Consider the following 15,695-nt stretch of genomic DNA (forward strand, 5'->3'; position numbering starts at 1 on the left):
TGGCGCGGAATGCGCCCGCCGGCCCTCGCCCGTCAACGGGTCTTCCGCGCTGTCACGCCGGCCGCAGCCAGATCGTCGCCAGCGGCGGCAGCGTCAACTGGACCGAGGAGGTGCGGCCGTGCCAGGGCACCTGCTCAGGCTTCAGCGGGTCCGGGTTGAGCACGTCGCTGCCGCCGTAGCGCGCCTCGTCCGTGTTCAGCACCTCCGTCCAGGCGCCTGCCGGTTCCGGGACGCCGAGGCGGAACTCGTGACGGACCACCGGCGAGAAGTTGCTCACCGCGAGCAGCGGGCTGCCCGACCTGTCGAAACGCAGGAAGGCGAAGACGTTGTCCTCGGCGGCATGGCCGTCCACCCAGTCGAAACCCTCCGGCTCGGTGTCCCGCTGCCACAGTGCCGGCGTGTCCCCGTACACCCGGTTCAGCTCCCGGACCAGATCGCGTACGCCGCGGTGGTCGGCCTCCGCCGCGTACGACGGGTCGAGCAGCCACCAGTCGGGCCCATGGCCCTCGGACCACTCCGCCCCCTGCGCGAACTCCTGTCCCATGAAGAGCAGTTGCTTGCCCGGGTGGGCCCACATGAAGCCGAGATACGCCCGGTGGTTGGCTCGCTGCTGCCACCAGTCTCCCGGCATCTTGCTGACGAGCGAGCGCTTGCCGTGGACCACCTCGTCGTGCGAGATGGGCAGCACGTAGTTCTCGCTGTACGCGTACACCATCGAGAACGTCATCTCGTTGTGGTGGTACTTGCGGTGCACCGGCTCCTTCGAGACGTACTGCAGGGAGTCGTGCATCCAGCCCATGTTCCATTTCAGGCCGAAGCCGAGGCCCCCGAAGCCGCCCGGCCCCACATGGTGCGTCGCCCGGGTCACCCCGTCCCAGGCCGTGGACTCCTCGGCGATCGTCACGACGCCGGGGCAGCGGCGGTAGACCGTGGCGTTCATCTCCTGCAGGAACCCCACGGCGTCCAGGTTCTCCCGGCCACCGTGCTCGTTCGGGCTCCACTCGCCGTCCTCGCGGGAGTAGTCGAGGTAGAGCATCGAGGCGACGGCGTCCACGCGCAGGCCGTCGATGTGGAACTCCTCGCACCAGTAGGCCGCGTTCGCCACCAGGAAGTTGCGCACCTCCTTGCGGCCGTAGTCGAACTCGAGGGTGCCCCAGTCGGGGTGCGCCGCGCGCGCCGGGTCCGTGTGCTCGTACAGCGGGCGCCCGTCGAACTCCGCCAGCGCCCAGTCGTCCCTCGGGAAGTGCGCGGGCACCCAGTCCACCAGCACGCCGATGCCCGCCCGGTGCAGGCAGTCCACGAGGTGCCGGAAGTCGTCGGGCGTGCCCATCCGGGCGGTCGGGGCGTAGAAGCCGGTGACCTGATAGCCCCAGGAACCGCCGAAGGGATGCTCGGCCGGCGGCATGAACTCCACATGGGTGAAGCCGAGCTCCTTCACATACGCGGGCAGCTGGTTGGCCAGCTGGCGGTACGTCAGTCCCGGACGCCAGGACGCCAGATGCACCTCGTACACCGAGAACGGGGACTCGTGGACCGGCCGGTCGGCCCGGTGCGCCATCCACTGTTCGTCCCGCCACACATGGTGCGACTCGGTGACGATCGAGGCGTTGGCGGGCGGCACTTCGGTACGCCGGGCCATGGGGTCGGCCCGTAGCGTGTGCGAGCCGTCCGGGCGGGTGATGTCGAACTTGTAGAGGGCCCCCTCGCCGACGCCCGGCAGGAACACTTCCCACACACCCGTCGCCCCGAGCGAGCGCATCGGACAACCCGTGCTGTCCCAGTAGTTGAAGTCTCCGGCGACCCGTACGCCCTGGGCATTGGGCGCCCAGACGGTGAACCGCGTCCCGGTGACGCCCTGGTGGGTCATCGGATGCGCGCCCAGTGCCTTCCACAGCTCCTCGTGCCGTCCTTCGCCGATCAGATGGAGATCGAGCTCGCCGAGCGCGGGCAGGAAGCGGTACGGGTCGTGGACCTCGAAGCCGCTCTCGTTGTCGTCGTAGGTGACCAGCAGCCGGTACTCCGGGGTGGTGCGCATCGGCAGCACCCCGGCGAAGAGACCGTCGCCCTCCGAGTGCAGCTCGGTCCGCAGCCCCTTCCCGAGCACCGTCACCGTCCGCGCGAACGGGCGCAGTACGCGAATCTGGACACCGCCCCGCACCGAGTGCGCCCCGAGCAGCGCGTGCGGATCGTGATGGGCGCCGGACAGCAGCCGCTGCCGGTCCCAGTCGGTGAGCGGCTTCGCCGCCCGCACACCGCGGCCGCCGCTCGCCGCACGCGGACGGGGTGCGGCCGTCCGCCCGGTCTGCGCCGTCCCTCCTGCGTCCCCGGACCCGGCGGCCTCGGACCCGGAGTCACCGGACCGGGTGGCTCCGGCTCCGCGGCCGCCGGAGCCGGTGGTGCCGGACCGGGCTCCCCCTGCGCCGGAGCCGCCGGAGCCGGTGGTGACGGACGCGGCGCCGTGTGGCCGGGCGGCGCTCGCCATGTCAGCCGCGGTCCCTGCGGAGGCGCTTTCCGGGCCCGCTCCCGCAGCGCCGGTCTTTGCCCCGCTCGGACGCACAGGGTCCCCGCCCGCCCCGGCGGCGGGCGCGCGGGTGGAGCGCGGCGTGCCGGCGGCCGGCTCCGCGGTGTTCGCCCCGGCCGAGGCCGGCTCCGCAGGGCTCGTCCCCGCGGCGGCGTTCCCCTCCGGCTGCGGCCGGCCGGTTGTGTTCCCGGAGCGCTTCGCCTCGGCGGCGGCCGGGGGCTCGGGCGTCTGCTGCGGCAGATCGGGGTCGGAAGGGCTGGGGGGCGGGGGGCGGCGGGTCACGGGTTCGGCCTCCTCGGGCGACGGCGGGGTGGGGGCGGTGACATCAGGGGGCCGCGGCGAGGCGGCAGATCGCGGCCATCGGGACGGGCAGCCAGTCGGGCCGGTGCCGGGCCTCGTAGACGACCTCGTACACGGCCTTGTCCGTCTCGTACGCACGCAGCAGTTCGGGCTCCTCGCGCGGATCGGTCCCGCAGGCCGCGGCGTAGCCCTCGCAGTACGCGTCACGGCACACCTCGGCCCACGTCGGGTTCCAGGGGCGGTGGGTGCGTGCCGCGTAGTCGAACGAGCGGAGCATGCCGGCGACATCACGGACGGCGGGCTGTGGCCGGCGGCGCTCGGTGAGCGGCCGCGCGGGCTCGCCCTCGAAGTCGATGACCGACCAGGCACCGTCGGTCGAACAGTGCAGAGCCTGCCCGAGATGCAGATCGCCGTGCACCCGCTGTGCAATCCAGGCGCGCCCGTGCCGCCCGAGCACGGCGACCGCGTCGAAGGCCGCCCGCAGCCGGGGCACGTGCGGCACCAGGGCCGGGACCGCCTTGGCCGCCGCGTCGAGTCGCTGTGTCATCGCGGCTGCCAACTGCTCGGTCTGCGCACCGCGCAGTCTCACGGTCGGCAGCGCGTGCGCGAGCGCGGTGTGCACCTCGGCGGTGACGCGCCCCAGCGCATGAGCCTCCTTGTCGAAGGCACGCCCGCCGGCCAGCGCTTCCAGGGCGAGCATCCAGGCGTCGCGAGAGTCGCGCAGGTACGGCTGGAGCACACCGAGGGTGAAAGGCTCCGGCGCGTGCGACTCGTACCAGGCGACGGGAACGGGAGCCCGTTCGCACCCGGCGCGCGCCAGGGCGAGCGGCAGTTCCAGATCGGGGTTCGGGCCGGGATGGATACGGCGGAAGAGCTTGAGGATGAACGTATCGCCGTAGACCAGCGACGAGTTGGACTGCTCGGCGTCCAGCGGGCGGGGCAGCAGACCCCGTGGAATCGCGGGCGCGCGGTCGAACCGGTCGAAGCGCAGCGGGCCGAGAGTGCCCGGTGCGCGCAGCCGCTCAAGGAGCACGGCGGAGAGCCGGGGATCGTGCAGCCCCTCGTACACGGTCCGTCCGGCGAGGGGACCCTCCGCCACATGCCCGATCAGGGAGGGGGCGAGCACCGGCGGCAGCGTTTGGCGTACGCCGATGAGCAGTTGGTAGCAGTCGGCTGCCGCGTGGGTTGTGGCGAGGTCCGGCTGCCGGACCCGCACGAGCAGATGCAGCAGTCCCGGGCCGGGGCCCTGGAGCGGCAGCAGTTCGGTCGCCGAGACGAGCGAGAAGCCGGCGACGTGAGACCCCTTGCCGGCGAACCAGCGCTGTCTGGGCAGCCATTGGTGCAGCAGAGGGGCGAGTGAGGGGAGCAGTGCGACGGAAGTCCGGGTGGATGCAGCCTCCGACATGGCATCGCGTCCTTTCCCCGGGTACACCACGAATGCGCAAAGTGTCCCGGATTACAGCTGTGGCTGTCCGGCGGCGCGCGGGGATGAGGGGGAGAGTGCCCGTTGCGGGGCGGGGGAAACCGCCCCGCATCGGAGTAAAGCCCCTCGAGGACGCGTCAAGCGGGAATGGAGTCCTTTCGCAGCCGGAACCAGTAGAAACCGTGACCGGCGAGAGTCAGCAGGTAGGGCCACTGGCCGATGGCCGGGAAGCGCACACCACCGATCAGTTCCACGGGATGACGGCCGTTGAAGGCGCGCAGATCGAGCTCGGTGGGCTGGGCGAAACGCGAGAAGTTGTGTACGCAGAGCACGAGATCGTCCCCGCCCTCCTCCTTCGAGGGTGCCTCGCGAAGGAAGGCGAGCACCGCCGGGTTGGAGGACGCCAGTTCGGTGTACGAGCCGAGACCGAAGGCGGGATTCTGCTTGCGGATCTCGATCATCCGCCGGGTCCAGTGCAGCAGCGACGACGGTGAGGCCATGGACGCCTCCACGTTGGTGACCTGGTAGCCGTAGACCGGGTCCATGATGGTCGGCAGATACAGCCGGCCCGGATCGCACGACGAGAAGCCCGCGTTGCGGTCCGGTGTCCACTGCATCGGCGTGCGTACCGCGTCACGGTCGCCCAGCCAGATGTTGTCGCCCATCCCGATCTCGTCCCCGTAGTAGAGGATCGGGGAGCCGGGAAGCGACAGCAGCAGCGCCGTGAACAGTTCGATCTGGTTCCGGTCGTTGTCGAGCAGCGGGGCGAGGCGGCGCCGGATGCCGATGTTGGCCCGCATCCGCGGGTCCTTGGCGTACTCCGCGTACATGTAGTCGCGCTCTTCGTCCGTCACCATCTCGAGCGTGAGCTCGTCGTGGTTGCGCAGGAAGATGCCCCACTGGCAGCTCTTCGGGATGGCCGGGGTCTTGGCCAGGATTTCCGAGACCGGGTAGCGGGACTCGCGCCGCACCGCCATGAAGATCCGCGGCATCACCGGGAAATGGAAGGCCATATGGCATTCGTCGCCGCCGGCCGCGTAGTCGCCGAAGTAGTCGACGACGTCTTCCGGCCACTGATTGGCCTCGGCGAGCAGCACCGTGTCCGGGTACTGCGCGTCGATCTCCTTGCGCACCCTCTTCAGGAACGAGTGCGTGGCCGGGAGGTTCTCGCAGTTGGTGCCCTCCTGCTGGTACAGGTAGGGCACGGCGTCCAGCCGGAAACCGTCGATGCCGAGGTCCAGCCAGAACCGCAGTGCCGAGATGATCTCTTCCTGCACTGCGGGGTTCTCGTAGTTGAGGTCCGGCTGGTGGGAGAAGAACCGGTGCCAGTAGTACTGCTTGCGCACCGGGTCGAAGGTCCAGTTGGACGTCTCGGTGTCGACGAAGATGATCCGCGCGTCCTGGTACTGCTTGTCGTGGTCCGCCCAGACGTAGTAGTCGCCGTACGGACCCTCCGGATCGCTTCGGGACTGCTGGAACCACGGGTGCTGGTCGCTGGTGTGGTTCATGACGAAGTCGATGATGACGCGCATCCCGCGCTGGTGCGCGGCGTCCACGAACTCCACGAAGTCGGCGAGATCGCCGAACTCGGGCAGCACCGAGGTGTAGTCGGCGACATCGTAACCACCGTCCCGCAGAGGGGACTTGAAGAACGGCGGCAGCCAGAGGCAGTCCACCCCCAGCCACTGGAGATAGTCCAGCTTGGCGGTGATGCCCTTCAGGTCGCCGACGCCGTCGCCGTTGCTGTCCTGGAAGGAGCGGACGAGGACCTCGTAGAAGACGGCCCGCTTGAACCAGTCCGGGTCGCGGTCCCGGGCCGGCGTGTCCTCGAAGGTGTCGTGGACGGGCTCATTGACGATCATGATGTGGGTGACCCTCCGGTCTGCGGGGACGGTCGCAGGACGAAGATGTGCGCGGGCGCACGGCCCGGCTCGAGGCGCACATAGTTGGTCCTGCCCCAGTTGTAGGTCTCGCCGGTGAGCTCGTCGCGCACCGGGGCGCTCTCGTGCCAGTCGAGCCCGAGTCGCGGCATGTCCAACGAGACCGTGGCCTCCTGGGTGTGGTGGGGGTCGAGGTTGGCGACCACGATGACGGTGTCCTGACCGGACCGCTTGGAGTACGCGATCACCCCGTCGTTGTCGGTCTGGTGGAAGTGGAGGTCGCGCAGCTGCTGGAGCGCCGGGTGGCGGCGCCTGATCCGGTTGAGTTTCGTGATCAGCGGGCTGATGGTGGAACCGGCTCGCTCGGCCGACTCCCAGTCGCGCGGCTTCAGTTGGTACTTCTCCGAGTCGAGGTACTCCTCGCTGCCCTCGCGCAGAGGTTCGTTCTCGCACAGCTCGTACCCGGCGTACATGCCCCACGAGGGCGACATGGTCGCGGCGAGCACCGCCCGCACCTCGAACGCGGGCCGCCCGCCCTCCTGGAGATAGGCGTGCAGGATGTCGGGGGTGTTCACGAAGAAGTTGGGCCGCATGTACGCCGCGGCGTCGCCGGACAGCTCGGTGAGGTACTCGGTCAGCTCGTCCTTGGTGTTGCGCCAGGTGAAGTACGTGTAGGACTGCTGGAAGCCGATCGTGGCCAGGGTGTGCATCATCGCCGGCCGGGTGAACGCCTCGGCGAGGAAGACGACATCGGGGTCGGTGCCGTTGATGTCGGCGATCACCTGCTCCCAGAAGACGACCGGCTTGGTGTGCGGGTTGTCGACCCGGAAGATCCTCACTCCGCGGTCCATCCAGAAGCGCAGCACCCGCAGCGTCTCGGCCACCAGCCCCGGCATGTCCCGGTCGAAGGCGATCGGATAGATGTCCTGGTACTTCTTCGGCGGGTTCTCGGCGTACGCGACGGAGCCGTCGGCCCGGTGGTGGAACCACTCCGGGTGCTCCTTCACCCAGGGATGGTCGGGGGAGCACTGCAGGGCGAAGTCAAGGGCGACCTCCATGCGCAGTGAGCGGGCGGCGGTGACGAAGTGGTCGAAGTCGGTGAGCGTGCCGAGGTCGGGGTGGAGCGCGTCGTGCCCGCCGTCCGCGGAGCCGATGGCCCAGGGCACGCCCACGTCGTGCGCGTGCGCCGACAGGGAGTTGTTCCGCCCCTTGCGGTGAGTGGTGCCGATGGGGTGGACGGGAGGCAGATAGACGACGTCGAACCCCATCGCGGCGATGGCCGGGAGCCGTTCGGCCGCGGTGCGCAGGGTGCCCGGGACGGGCTCCCTGCCCTTCTCGACCACGGCGCCCTCGGAGCGCGGGAACAGCTCGTACCAGGAGCCGAACAGCGCCCGCTGCCTTTCGACCTGGAGGGGCAACTTCGGTGAGGCGCTGACCAGTTCGCGCAGCGGGTGGCGGTCGAGCGCGGCGGTCGCGTCCGGGGCGAACGCGCCGGCCAGCCGCGCGGCGGCCGACCGTGAGGTGTCGCGCAGCGCGTCGGCCGCCGCGAGGACGGCCTCCCGGCCGTCCTTCTTGGGCACGCCGGCGGCGGCGCGCTCGTACAGCTCGGCGCCCTCCTGGAGGACCAGAGCGGTGTCGATGCCGGCCGGGATCTTGATACGGGCGTGGTGGCGCCAGGTGGCCACCGGATCGCTCCAGGCCTCCACGGCGTAGGCCCAGCGGCCCTCGGTCTGGGGGGTGATGTCGGCACCCCACCGGTCGGTGCCCGGGGAGAGTTCCCGCATGGGGGTGAAGGGCCCCGGGCGGCCCTTCGGGTCGTACAGCACGACGTTGGCGGCGACCGAGTCGTGGCCCTCGCGGAACACGGTGGCGGTGACCTGGAAGGTCTCACCCGCCACTGCCTTCGCGGGCCTTCTGCCGCAATTGACGAGGGGGCGTACATCCAGGACGGGGATGCGACCGATGAGCGAGTTCACGACATCACCTGGGGGCTGTGCGGGCCGGTCGGTTTGCGAGGGTTGTGCGCTGTTGTGTGGTGTGAGTGTTCTTTCTAACTGCTCGGTCGATGACTTCGGTGACTGGCGGGCTGCGGGCATGTCCGCTCCTGTCCGCGTTCACTCGGGTGGGCGGAAAGAATGGTGAGTGGGTGCGCCGGCTGGGTACCGGATGAGCCTTCCCCCGCCCGTCGGGTGGGCAATCCGGTGATGTGTTAACTACTAGGACGTAGGGGACTGCACAAGACGCACAAAGAGGCCGGTTCTGTCGACACGACGGAACCGGCCTCGCTGCAGAACCGTGCGCCGTGCGCGCCGGAGCGTGCACGGCCCTGTGCGCCCTTACCCGGGGCGGCCCGGCGCCCGGCGAAGGCCGCTCATGAGGGCCTCAGGACATGGCTCATAACCGCGCTCCTGACGGTCCTCACGTCTGCTGCTGCGACTCCTCCGACCACATGTGCCACGGCTGACACGCCACCCACTCGTCCGCCCGGTCCGCCTTCACCGCCGCCCGAGCGTCGAGGAGACCGGCATCGCCGGCCACGACCACCTCGGCCCGGCCACAGCTCAAGTACCGCTGGGGCCAGCCGATCTGACGCTGTGGCAGTGCCGCAGCGACGAGCGATACGACGCCTTCCTCGACGACTGCGTCCGTTACAGCCTCCCGTCCTGGCGCGCCCACTACGCTGCCACAGGGGCGGCATGTCCGCCGTCCCCAAGCTGTCCGCAGCCGTCAGCTGGGAGGACGCCGACCGTGTCCCCGCAGATCGCCGCCGCCGTTGCCCTCTCCCGCGTGCTGCGCATCCTCAAGACCTTCCGTGCCCGTCACCTCACCATCGCGCTCAAGGCCTGCAGCGAGGAGTTACGGCTGTACGACACCGGCAGCGGCGGTGCGCCGGTCGAACTGCTGCGGGCGGTGCTCCACCTGACCCGGGACAACGAGACGCCGGTACGCCGGTCCCCTGAACGGCCGCCTGCCCCGGCCCCCCGACCGCGCGAGCAAGGAGGAGTTCCGTCCCATGACCCACATCCTGATCGCCGGCGGTGGCATCGCCGGTCTCACCGCGGCACTGGCCCTGCACACGGCGGGCTTCGAGCGGGTCACGGTCGTCGAGACCACCCGCGAGATCCAGCCGGTCGGCGCGGGGCTGAACATCATGCCCAACGCGGTCCGCGAGCTCGACGCCCTCGGGGTGCTCGACCGGCTGGAGGCGCACGCCCTGCGCACCCGCGAGCTGCGCTACTACCACCGCAGCGGCGGACTGATCTCCCGCGAGCCACGGGGGCTCGGCGCCGGCTACCACTGGCCCCAGCTCTCCATCCACCGCGGCGAGCTCCAGCTGGCCCTGGCCGATGCCGTACGGGCGAGGCTCGGCACGTCCGCGCTGGTCAGCGGCGTGCGGGTGACCGGTGTCGAAGCGCTCCCTGACGGCCGCCCCAGGGTCCAGCTGGAGCACCGCGACGGCGTCGTGCGCGGCAGCGCCTCACTGGAACCCGACGTCCTCATCGGCGCCGACGGCATCCGCTCCACGGTCCGCGCGTCACTCAACCCCGGCGAGGGCGAGCCGCCGTGGAACGGTCTGCTCATCTGGCGCGGAGTCTCCCGCATGCCCGCGAGCCGTGCGGCCGGCTTCATGTTCATCGCGGGCGACGACCGGCAGAAGGCCGTGGTCTATCCCCTCACCGAACCGTTGGATGGGCAGGTACTGGTCAACTGGGCGCTCGTGAGGCCCGCCGAGCCGGGCGACGACCCCACGCGCGGCGACTGGAACCGGCCCGTCCCGGTCACCACCTTCCTCCGCCACTACGAGGGCTGGGAGTTCGGCGGGGTGAGCGTCCCGGAGGTGCTGCTCGCCGCCGACGCGGCGTTCGAGTACCCGATGGTGGACCGGGACCCGCTGCCGCGCTGGTCCTGCGGCCGTACGACGCTGATCGGCGACGCCGCCCATGCCATGTATCCGGTCGGCTCCAACGGCGCCACTCAGTCGATCATCGACGGCCGCGCCCTCGCCCATGCGATGGCCCGGCACGTCGACCCCGCCGAGGCCCTCACCGTCTACGAGACCGAGCGCAGAGGGCCCATGACCGAGCTTCAGGGCAGCAACCGGCAGCTGGGGCCGGAGGTGGTCATCAGCCTCGCCCATCAGCGCGCACCCGGCGGATTCACGGACATCCACGACGTGATCCCGCCAGCCGAGCTCGCCGAGATCGCGGCCCGGTACGCGGCCGCGGGTGCCTTCGACAAGAAGACCGTGAACGAGGGGTCCCCGTACGGCCCCCCGGCACGGCGCAAACCTCTGTGAGCCTTGCCGGGCCGGTGGTGACCGGGCCCCGGCCAGGGCTTAAGCCGTTCGGGGGTTTCCGGCAGTGGTGGGTCAGCCCCCCGGACAAGTCTCCAGCCCCGTCGGAACCACCACCGGGACGGACCACCAACGTCCCCTGCCCTGGTGAGCCACGACCGGGCAAGACCCGGAGTGCGCCCCCGGAGGATTCGCGCGCCGTGGTTGTGGGGGGCGTGGTGGCACTACCGTCGTCGGGGACGGAAAAGGGACGCACACCGTCGTGCGTCCGCTCGGATGCGTACCTCCCCTGCAAAGGTGTGACCTGTGAAGGCCATTCGTCGATTCACCGTCCGCCCCGTCCTCCCCGAACCGCTCCGGCCGCTCAGCGACCTCGCCCGCAATCTGCGCTGGTCCTGGCACACCGAGACCCGTGAGCTCTTCCAGACCGTCGATCCCGAGGGGTGGCAGTCCTGCGGGGGCGACCCCGTGCGCCTCCTCGGTACCGTGTCCGCCGCGCGGCTGACCGAGCTGGCCGCAGACCGCCGCTTTCTGCGCAGACTGGCCACCGTGGCCGACGACCTGGACGACTATCTGCACGGCCGCAGGTGGTACCAGGCCAACAGCGGAGGTGGCCGGACCGCCGCCGACGCACCCCGGTTCCCCGCGGCCGTCGCCTACTTCTCACCCGAGTTCGGCGTCACCGCGGCCCTGCCGCAGTACTCCGGAGGCCTCGGCATCCTCGCCGGCGACCATCTCAAGGCAGCCAGCGACCTCGGCGTACCGCTGATCGGCGTCGGGCTGCTGTACCGGCACGGGTACTTCCGCCAGTCCCTGTCCCGTGACGGCTGGCAGCAGGAGCACTATCCCGTCCTCGATCCCAACGAACTCCCGGTCAGCCTGCTCAGGGAGGACGACGGCACACCCGCCCGGGTGTCCCTCGCCCTGCCCGGCGGGCGCTCCCTGCACGCCCACATCTGGGTAGCGCGGGTCGGGCGCGTACCACTGCTGATGCTCGACTCCGACGTGGAGGAGAACGGCCCCGGCGAGCGCGATGTCACCGACCGGCTGTACGGCGGCGGCAGCGAGCACCGCCTGCTGCAGGAGATGCTGCTCGGAATCGGAGGAGTGCGGGCCGTGCGGGCCTACTGCCGGCTCACCGACCACCCCGAACCGGAGGTGTTCCACACCAACGAGGGACACGCCGGCTTCCTCGGCCTGGAACGCATCCGCGAACTGGGTGCCTACGGACTGGACTTCGACGCTGCCCTGGAGGCCGTACGGGCCGGGACCGTGTTCACCACGCACACCCCCGTGCCCGCCGGCATCGACCGGTTCGACCGTGAACTGGTCGCCCGCCACTTCGGCGAGCGCGCGGAACTGCCCGGCGTCCCCGTCGAGAAGGTGCTCCAGCTGGGCATGGAGACCTACCCCGGCGGCGAACCCAACCTCTTCAACATGGCGGTCATGGGCCTGCGGCTCGCCCAGCGCGCCAACGGCGTGTCCAAACTGCACGGCGCCGTCAGCCGCAGCATGTTCGCGGGCCTCTGGCCGGGCTTCGACTCCGCCGAAGTGCCCATCACCTCCGTGACCAACGGGGTGCACGCCCCCACCTGGGTCGCCCCCGAGGTGCTCGCACTGGGTGCCAGACAGATCGGCACGAGCCGTGCCGAGGACGCGCTGTCCGTAGGCGGCTCCGATCGCTGGGACGCCGTCGCCGACATCCCCGACAGCGAGATCTGGGAGCTGCGCAGGTCCCTGCGCGAACAGCTGGTGACGGAGGTACGGGCCCGGCTGCGCGCCTCCTGGCGCCAGCGCGGTGCGGGCACCGCCGAACTGGGATGGATCGACGGGGTGCTGGACCCGGACGTGCTCACGATCGGGTTCGCGCGCCGGGTGCCCTCGTACAAACGGCTCACGCTGATGCTGCGCGACCGCGACCGGCTGATGGAGCTGCTGCTGCACCCGACCCGGCCGGTGCAGATCGTGGTCGCGGGCAAGGCCCATCCAGCCGACGACAGCGGCAAGAAGCTGGTTCGGGAGCTGGTGCGCTTCGCCGACGACCCGCGGGTGCGCCACCGGATCGTCTTCCTGCCCGACTACGGCATGGGGATGGCGCAGAAGCTCTACCCGGGCTGTGACGTGTGGCTGAACAATCCGCTGCGCCCGCTGGAGGCGTGCGGCACCAGCGGGATGAAGGCCGCGCTGAACGGCGGGCTCAATCTGTCGGTGCTGGACGGCTGGTGGGACGAGTGGTTCGAGCCGGACTTCGGCTGGGCGATCCCCACGGCCGACGGCTCGGCCACCGACGAGGACCGCCGCGACGAGCTGGAGGCGGCCGCCCTCTACTCGCTGATCGAGAATCAGGTGGCCCCGCGCTTCTACGACAGCGGCAGCAGCGGACTGCCGGGGCGCTGGATCGAGATGGTCCGTCGCACCTTGACCTCGCTCGGCCCCAAGGTGCTCGCCGGCCGTATGGTCCGCGAGTACGTGGAGCGGCTGTATGCACCGGCCGCTCAGGCGCACCGGGCGCTGGACGCGGCCACCGCGCAGGAGCTGGCGGCGTGGAAGGCGCGGGTGCGCGACTGCTGGCCCCAGGTGGCCGTCGACCATGTGGAGGCACTGGACCAGGCGGCGCCCGCCGCCTTGGCGGCCACGGCCGAACTGGGCTCCACGCTCGCCCTGCGGGTGCGGGTCGCCCTCGGCGCGCTGCAGCCGGAGGACGTGGAGGTGCAGGCGGTGGCCGGCCGGGTCGACTCCGACGACGCGATCCGCGACGCCAGGACCTTCCCGCTGAAGCCGGCCGGCGGCCCCGACCTGGAGGGCCGCTGGATGTTCGAGGGGCCGCTGGAGCTCGAGCGCACCGGGCCGTTCGGCTACACCGTACGGATCCTGCCCTCGCACAGGCTGATTCCGGCGGGTGCGGATCTCGGCCTGGTGGCCCTGCCGACGGAGGCGGCGGGTGAGGACGCCGGTGTGCTGATGCGCTGACCCCGGGCTCGGGCGCGGTCCTCCCGTCACGGACGGGAGGACCGCGCCCTGCCGCGTGGGCTTCCTTCCTGCCGCGGACATTCATTCTTGACGTGCTCATGAGATGCCTTTAGGTTCCTGACGCATCACGGTGTTCATCATTCAGCTCAATGTTCATGTAGATGAACCAAGTTGAAGTGATACCCCGACCGGAAGGCAACCCCCCATGCGTACCGGAACGACTTCGCACGCCCTGCGGCGGCGAAAAGTCCTCGTCCTGACCCTCGCCACCGCACTCGCCGGCGTCCTCGGTGCGGCGCTCATGACCCCGGCGTCCGCCGTCAAGGAGAGCCCGGCCACCGTGAGGGCCGCGGCGGCGCCCGCGGCCTTCACCCATCCCGGAGTGCTGGTCGGCCGGCCCCAGCTCGACTTCGTGAAGGCCAAGGTGCAGGCCGGTGCCCAGCCGTGGAAGAGCGCGTTCGACCAGATGATGGCGAGCACGTACGCCTCGTTGTCCCGCTTTCCCAAGCCCCGTGCGATCGTCGAGTGCGGCTCGTACTCGAACCCTAACAACGGCTGTACGGACGAGCGCGAGGACGCGATCGCCGCCTACACCACGGCGCTGGCCTGGTATCTCACCGGGGACGGCCGGTACGCCAGGAAGTCCGTCGAGCTGATGGACGCATGGTCCGCCGTCATCAGGGACCACACCAACAGCAACGCCCCGCTGCAGACCGGCTGGGCGGGATCGTCCTGGCCCCGGGCCGCGGAGATCATCAAGCACACCTACCCCGCGGGCTGGCCGAACTCCGGCCGCTTCGGCACGATGCTGCGCACCGTGTACCTGCCGAAAGTGGCGAACGGCTCGCACTCCAACGGCAACTGGGAACTGAGCATGACCGAGGCCGCGATCGGCATCGCGGTCTTCCTGGAGGACCGGGCCGCCTACGAGAAGGCCGTCGCCACGTTCCGCGGACGTGTGCCCGCGTACATCTATCTGACCACCGACGGATCCCTGCCGAAGACCGCGCCGGGCTCGGGCCTGGACACCCGGGACGAGACAGTCCGCTACTGGCAGGGCCAGACGACGTTCATGAACGGGCTCAGCCAGGAGACCTGCCGTGACCTCACCCACACCGGGTACGGGCTCTCGGCCGTGTCGCACATCGCGGAGACCAGCCGCATCCAGGGCCAGGACCTCTACCCCGAGGTCGCCGACCGGCTGCGGCACGCGCTCGGACTCCACGCCAGGTACCAGCTGGGCGAGCCGGTCCCGGGCAATCTGTGCGGCGGCCGCCTCAAGGACAGGATCGGCCCGGTCACCGAGGTCGGCTTCAATGCGCTCGGCAACCGCATGGGCCACACGATGACCAACACCCGGCGGCTGACCGAGCAGCAGCGCCCGGCCGGGTCCAACAACCTGTTCGTCGCCTGGGAGACCCTCACGCACGCCGGCAACCCCAACTAGCGTGCTGGCGGGCCCTGCCCGGTATAAAGCCGGACAGGGCCCGCATGGCTCACTTCAGTTGTTGCCGCAGCTCGGCGATCGCTTCACCGACGTAGCCCTCCGTGGTCGACTTGTCGATCCCGAGACCGGAGAGCGGACCGCTGCCGTCCTCCACCTCCAGCAGGGCGAGCAGGATGTGCTCGGTGCCGACGTAGTTGTGCCCGAGCCGCAGCGCCTCGCGGAAGGTGAGCTCCAGGGCCTTGCGCGCTCGCGCGTCGTAAGGGATCACCTCGGGGAGTTCGTCGGCCGCGGCGGGCAGCGTGGCCGTGACCGCCTCGCGGACGCGCTCCAGGCCGACGCCCTGCGCCATGATCGCCTTCGCGGCCAGGCCCTCGGACTCCGCGAGCAGCCCGAGCGCAAGATGCTCGGGTCCCACGAGCCCGCTGCCCGCTGCGCGGGCCTCGTTGCTCGCGGCCGCCACGACGTTGCGGGCACGCGGGGTGAAGCGCCCGAAGCCCTGGCTCGGATCGAGATCGACCGGCTGGCCGGACTCCTTGGTGACGAACCGTTTCTGGGCGGCCTGCTTGGTGACCCCCATGCTCTTGCCGATGTCGGTCCATGAGGCGCCGGAGCGCCGGGCCTGGTCGACGAAGTGACCGATGAGATGGTCGGCGATGTCACCGAGGTGGTCGGCGGCGATGACGGCGTCGGAGAGCTGGTCGAGCGCACCGGAGTGCGCTTTCTTGATGGCCTCGATCAGATCGTCGAGACGCACGGGATGAGTCAGACGGACTGGATCTGTCATGCGACAACCTTAGGTTGACGACCCTTGGATCGTCAACCTTTGGTTGACGCACCTCTGTCGTGCCGAGATGTGACGT

At 70.4% G+C, this 15,695-nt stretch carries 9 protein-coding genes; 3 read left to right on the forward strand and 6 right to left on the reverse strand.

Annotation, left to right across the window (positions count from 1 at the left end):
- Positions 1–52 precede the first annotated feature (52 nt).
- The 5 genes from glgB to ABZ208_RS10790 form a co-directional block, all read right to left on the reverse strand.
- On the reverse strand, positions 53–2,251 hold the full coding sequence (glgB, locus tag ABZ208_RS10770; protein ID WP_356909176.1) for a 1,4-alpha-glucan branching enzyme: 2,199 nt from the start codon (positions 2,249–2,251) through the stop codon (positions 53–55).
- Positions 2,252–2,846: 595 nt separating this feature from the next.
- Complete coding sequence (locus ABZ208_RS10775) at positions 2,847–4,226, reverse strand: maltokinase (protein ID WP_356909148.1); 1,380 nt, start codon at positions 4,224–4,226, stop codon at positions 2,847–2,849.
- Between the two features lie 155 nt (positions 4,227–4,381).
- Positions 4,382–6,106, reverse strand: coding sequence for a maltose alpha-D-glucosyltransferase (gene treS, locus ABZ208_RS10780; RefSeq protein ID WP_328396230.1), 1,725 nt, complete (start codon positions 6,104–6,106; stop codon positions 4,382–4,384).
- On the reverse strand, positions 6,103–8,220 hold the full coding sequence (locus ABZ208_RS10785) for an alpha-1,4-glucan--maltose-1-phosphate maltosyltransferase (RefSeq protein ID WP_356909149.1): 2,118 nt from the start codon (positions 8,218–8,220) through the stop codon (positions 6,103–6,105). Before ABZ208_RS10785 ends, treS begins: the two co-directional genes overlap by 4 nt.
- 322 nt (positions 8,221–8,542) lie before the next feature.
- Positions 8,543–8,800: a hypothetical protein gene (locus ABZ208_RS10790; protein ID WP_356909150.1), complete on the reverse strand. Its 258-nt coding sequence runs from the start codon at positions 8,798–8,800 to the stop codon at positions 8,543–8,545.
- 337 nt (positions 8,801–9,137) lie between these two features.
- Here ABZ208_RS10790 and ABZ208_RS10795 point away from each other — a divergent pair, with 337 nt between their 5' ends.
- The 3 genes from ABZ208_RS10795 to ABZ208_RS10805 all read left to right on the forward strand — a co-directional run bounded on the left by ABZ208_RS10795 (position 9,138) and on the right by ABZ208_RS10805 (position 14,835).
- The gene (locus tag ABZ208_RS10795) at positions 9,138–10,421 is read left to right on the forward strand and encodes a flavin-dependent oxidoreductase (protein ID WP_356909151.1); all 1,284 of its coding nucleotides are present in this window, start codon (positions 9,138–9,140) and stop codon (positions 10,419–10,421) included.
- Positions 10,422–10,724: 303 nt separating this feature from the next.
- Positions 10,725–13,388: a glycosyltransferase family 1 protein gene (locus ABZ208_RS10800; protein ID WP_356909152.1), complete on the forward strand. Its 2,664-nt coding sequence runs from the start codon at positions 10,725–10,727 to the stop codon at positions 13,386–13,388.
- 205 nt (positions 13,389–13,593) lie between these two features.
- Positions 13,594–14,835 (forward strand): alginate lyase family protein, encoded by a 1,242-nt coding sequence (locus ABZ208_RS10805; protein WP_356909153.1) that lies wholly within the window; start codon positions 13,594–13,596, stop codon positions 14,833–14,835.
- A 49-nt stretch (positions 14,836–14,884) separates the two neighbouring features.
- Here the strand turns inward: ABZ208_RS10805 and ABZ208_RS10810 are convergent, their stop codons facing one another.
- Positions 14,885–15,619 carry a Clp protease N-terminal domain-containing protein gene (locus tag ABZ208_RS10810; protein ID WP_356909154.1) on the reverse strand — a complete coding sequence of 245 codons (735 nt, stop codon included), beginning with the start codon at positions 15,617–15,619 and terminating at the stop codon, positions 14,885–14,887.
- Between the last annotated feature and the right edge of the window lie 76 nt (positions 15,620–15,695).

The organism is Streptomyces sp. NPDC006208 (assembly GCF_040613775.1).
Lineage (GTDB): Bacteria > Actinomycetota > Actinomycetes > Streptomycetales > Streptomycetaceae > Streptomyces.